Consider the following 4,627-nt stretch of genomic DNA (forward strand, 5'->3'; position numbering starts at 1 on the left):
TTGTGGACCTACAATCACGACCGGCCTAACATGGCGCTCGGCGGTATTACGCCAAAACAGAAATTGGCGCTCGCCGCTTAACCTCTACTTTTAGCGTGCTCTAAAAATGGGGGGATTACCGGTGTATGGACTGCGCGACAATCGCAACCTCAGCGTATCGGTACGCGTCGGGGTAACGCGCGATATGCCCGATGTGTACCTGCCCGTGCATGTGCCTGCCACATTCTGATTTCATTGCGCCACCGTCCAAGCGGTGGCGATTCATCATTTGTTCTAGCAGCCTTCGATGGCCTTCTTTACCTGCTCACGTGCTGACACGCATCAGACATTATTATCATTATGTCGGCTGATTCCATCACGGCTCCCGCACTAGTTCGCCCGCCACACCGTCCCGTCCCAGGTACGGTAAAAATTATGGCTTTGGTGGAAAGATTCGTATAAAATCGACGCATAGAGATTTTCCAAGTGTCGTAACTAGTTGATTGATAAGGATTGTCGTGGAAAGTTTCCCGAGAAAAGAGTTGGTGAAGGTGGTTCAATCGGGAATGACCGGTTCGCGTAGCGCGTTCGCGCTCGCAGTTGGCCGGTTTGCTTCAAAGCTTAAACAAACCGACTTGGCGCTAGCCCAAGAGCTTGCGCAGTTCCTCTCTGTTGACAATGTCATGCGCGGCGCCGGGGACTTCGTCCCGACGCCAGTAGATGCCGATTCGCGAATGGAGCTTGTAGAAACCATCTTCCCAGTGGTTTTGCCAAAACGGCCTGTCTTTAGCAACACGGTTGACGGCGTGCTGTCAGGCGTGATGAAAGAATGGCGCAGCCTCGAACTGCTAATGCAGGAAGGCTTGGCGCCGGCAAGGATGTTGCTATTTTGCGGCAAGCCTGGCGTCGGCAAGACGCTTGCTGCGCACTGGTTGGCACAAGAACTCAAGTTGCCTCTGCTGACGTTGAATCTGGCGACGGTCATGAGCAGCTATCTTGGGAAAACTGGCAACAATGTACGCGCTGTGTTCGATCATGCAATCTCTCGACCATGCGTCTTGCTACTCGATGAGTTCGACGCGATCGCAAAGCGGCGCGATGACGACAGCGATGTCGGCGAACTCAAGCGCTTGGTCAACGTGCTCTTGCAGGCCCTCGACGACTGGCCAGCGAACTCGCTGTTAATTGCGGCAACGAATCACGGTGAACTCCTCGACCCTGCAGTGTGGCGCCGGTTCGATCACGTCGTCCAGTTCGAGCCCCCTTCACCGGAGTTGATTGTGGAGTATTTGCAGGATCTGCCGATGGGCGAGAACATCCGCCGGAATCTGGCTGCCCTGCTGCACGGGGAATCGTTCAGCTCGATCGGCCACCTCATCCATTCGTCTCGTAAAACCGCCCTCCTCGAGCAATCGGCGCTCGTACCGATTCTGGTCAAGAATGCCTTGCAGCTCAGGATGAGAAAAGGCGACATGGTTAAACCGCATGAAGGCGAGATGCTTCTGTTGCATCTGGAAGGCCTATCGCGACGGGAAATCGCATCTCGGCTGGGGAAAACCCATCCTACAGTGAGCAGTGTCATCAAACGTTACCTCGGGGAGTAATCAGGAATGGCGGCAACGAACATCATTTTGGGATACGGCGAGACGCTCACGCAGCCTTTCACGCTCAAGCGCGGATCGGGACTTAAAAAGTACCCGTATAACATCGCGCAGCAGCGAGAATTCTTGGGCAAGCAACTTGATCTGTTATTGCACACCCATCATGCACAGCCGCCGGCGCTCAAGCCTCGCGGCGAGTCCGTTGCCAGGTTTACGTTACATCCTGCCTTCCTCGCTAAAACACATCATCCCAATAACCTGCTCAAGGCAAGCGGCTTGCGTTGCGTGGGAAGTCGCTCAGCTCGCGTAGTGCCGCGCGACGTCGCAAGCAGCCGCCAACGTGCAGGTGAAGCGACCTTCACCGCAGCTTTGTATGTCGCAGGTACCGAGGTAGCATTCAGTAAGTTGAAGAGAATGCTTTTTTCGGAAGAGATTTCCGAAACGCAGCAGAAGGCACTCTGTCGATTCGAACTCCTGGAGGAGTTCAGCGCTGCGGACAAGAACTTCGCCAGGAATTCGGATCAAGCGCTGGCCTCTCTTGAGGTTGTCCTGCATGCCGCTGTCGAAGATGCCGACATCATCAAAGCGTTCGCATCCTACGTCGCCTCGCTAGGTGGAACAGCTGAAGTATCACGTGCGCTGAGCGTATCTGCCCTGACATTCATTCCAGTGCGCCTGGCGGCCGCTAAAGCGCAGGATCTGGCAGCGTTCCAATTTGTGCGGGCGGTGCGGGTGATGCCGTCATTACGTATCGGCGGCAGGGACATGCGTAGCTCGAGCGTCGTCGCGCCTGCTTTAACTGAGCAGCCGGCGATCGACACCAAGCTGAAGGTTGCAGTGTTCGACGGCGGCATCGGTCACACCGACCTGGGCCGGTGGGTACAAGAGACAATCTTGCCAGGTGCAGAGACGACCTCGGCGGCCTATCTCAATCATGGCAACGGTGTGACCAGCGCTCTGCTGTTCGGACCACTTGACGAAGATAGCGAGCAGTTCCCGCGCCCTTATGCAGACGTGCATCACTACCGCTGCATCAGCCCGTCGTTGCAGCTTTCCGATAATGTGCCCGATGTCGACCTCTACGATGTGCTCAAGAATATCGACCATGTCCTCAAAACTGAGCAATACGACTTTGTGAACTTCAGCATCGGGCCATATATGCCGATGGATGATGACGAGGTCCATCCATGGACGGCGCTAATCGACAGTCATCTCGCCTCTGGCAACACGCTGGCAGCTATCGCGGTCGGTAATGATGGCGAAAAGGAATGGCCGGAGAGCCGGGTGCAGCCTCCTTCCGATATGGTCAATGCCCTGGCGGTGGGCGCCTGCGACGGCACAGGTTTGTCCTGGGAGCGCGCGCCCTATAGCTCACACGGTCCCGGCCGCAGCCCTGGCATGATCAAACCCGATGGCGTAGCCTTCGGTGGTTCGGAAGAGGAACCCTTCGTCGTCTACAACGCTCTCAGTGGTCACTACGCTCACACGACAGGCACCAGTTTTAGCTCTCCAGCGACCCTTAGAACAGCGATCGGCGTGAAGGTCTCCCTCAATTCTCCGTTGAGCGTTTTAGCGGTTCGCGCCTTGATGTCGCACCACGCTAGCCGGCCAAAGCACATGCTGATGAGCCACATCGGACACGGCCGGTTTCCTCAAAGTGTCGATGAAGTCTTGACGTGCGAGGACAACGAAGTGCGAGTAATCTATCAGGGCACCCTGCAGGCCGGACAGAATCTGCGCGCGCTCATCCCGTTCCCCTCCCTGCCATTGAATGGGAAAGTCACTCTTCGCGCGACGCTGTGCTTTGCCAGTCATACCGATCCTGAACACGCTGTGAATTACACGCGTGCCGGGCTGACGGTGCTGTTGCGTCCGAAGAAGACGTCGAAGAAAACGATGCCATTTTTCTCGTCATCGAAGATGTACACGACCGAGCTCGAAGCGCGCACTGACGAGCAAAAGTGGGAGACGACGCTCAAACATGAACATCGGTTCAACGTCGACACGCTAGACGATCCGCTTTTCGACATCACGTACGGCGCGCGTGAGGACGGACAAAGCGTCGACAACGCCGCCCTCCCCGCTTTGCCATATGCGATGGTTGTAACAGTCGCCGCTGAAGACACGCCTGGCGTCTACAATAATATTCGGCAGCGCTACCAGACGCTGCAACCAGTCGAGATTCGCCAAGAGGTGCGCATTCAGAGCGGCACCGGGAAATCTCAACCGAGTTAAATTCCCGTAAAACAGTACGTTTCAATGTCTGAACAGATAGCCGCCGTCCTCGAAGAAATTTCCGTTCCGCCTATGGAGGTGATGACGGTATCACGCGACCTGGATGGGTCCGTTGGGTCTAATCGCGAGTGGCATGTGCCGAGGCAGATCAGCGCGAACACCGATGTCGCGGCGGTGCTGGCTTGGCTCGCGAACTTTGTCCATAAAAAGGCCACGTTCGACGCCTATCGAAAAGAGGCTGAGCGGCTGCTTCTCTGGTGTGTGCTTCAGCGTGCCAAGCCGCTGTCTTCCCTGACGCACGAAGATTGGTTGGCCTATCAGGCATTCTTGGGCAACCCCTTGCCCCGAGACCGATGGGTGAGTGAACAGAGTCGCAGACATCCTCGCAATGATCCGCGTTGGCGCCCGTTCGCAGGGGCATTGTCAGCGTCAAGTCAAAGGCAGGCGGGTATCATATTGACGTCGATGTTCGCCTGGCTTGTCAGTGCAGGCTACCTGGCAGGCAATCCGCTCTCGCTTTCCCGCCAAAGAGGTCGCGCACGGGCGCCTCGTATTGAACGCTATTTTGACGATGAACTCTGGCTAGAAGTAAAGGCCACGATTGACGCCATGCCGCGCGAAACGCCGAGGGAGCGTGAGCGATATCTGCGACTGCGGTGGTTGTTCACATTGCTCTATGTGTGCGGTCTGTAAGCGTCATCCCAGCACCGTCTTGAGCGCGGCAAGCAAAAACGAGATGATGCTTGCCACACCGCTGGGAAGCGGAGTTCAGCCGGCTAGCTTGGCGGCACAGTTCCAGGGCAGGAAGTCGT

Annotated in this window: 3 protein-coding genes; all 3 read left to right on the top strand. The window is 56.4% G+C overall.

Annotated elements, in window-relative coordinates; all coding sequences use genetic code 11:
- The first annotated feature begins 497 nt into the window (after window positions 1-497).
- Genes J3U95_RS27930 through J3U95_RS27940 form a run of 3 tightly spaced genes read left to right on the top strand, consistent with a single transcriptional unit; the run spans window position 498 to window position 4,508 of the window.
- Window positions 498-1,583, top strand: a complete 1,086-nt coding sequence (locus tag J3U95_RS27930) for an AAA family ATPase (protein WP_005670918.1) — start codon at window positions 498-500, stop codon at window positions 1,581-1,583.
- Window positions 1,584-1,589: 6 nt separating this feature from the next.
- Entirely contained in the window at window positions 1,590-3,815 is a 2,226-nt protein-coding gene (locus tag J3U95_RS27935) for a S8 family peptidase (RefSeq protein ID WP_184236230.1), read from the top strand.
- 24 nt (window positions 3,816-3,839) lie between these two features.
- Window positions 3,840-4,508 carry a site-specific integrase gene (locus J3U95_RS27940; RefSeq protein ID WP_229520137.1) on the top strand — a complete coding sequence of 223 codons (669 nt, stop codon included), beginning with the start codon at window positions 3,840-3,842 and terminating at the stop codon, window positions 4,506-4,508.
- Window positions 4,509-4,627: the final 119 nt, after the last annotated feature.

Origin of the sequence: Massilia oculi (assembly GCF_017582745.1) — a bacterium.
GTDB lineage: Bacteria > Pseudomonadota > Gammaproteobacteria > Burkholderiales > Burkholderiaceae_D > Telluria > Telluria oculi_A.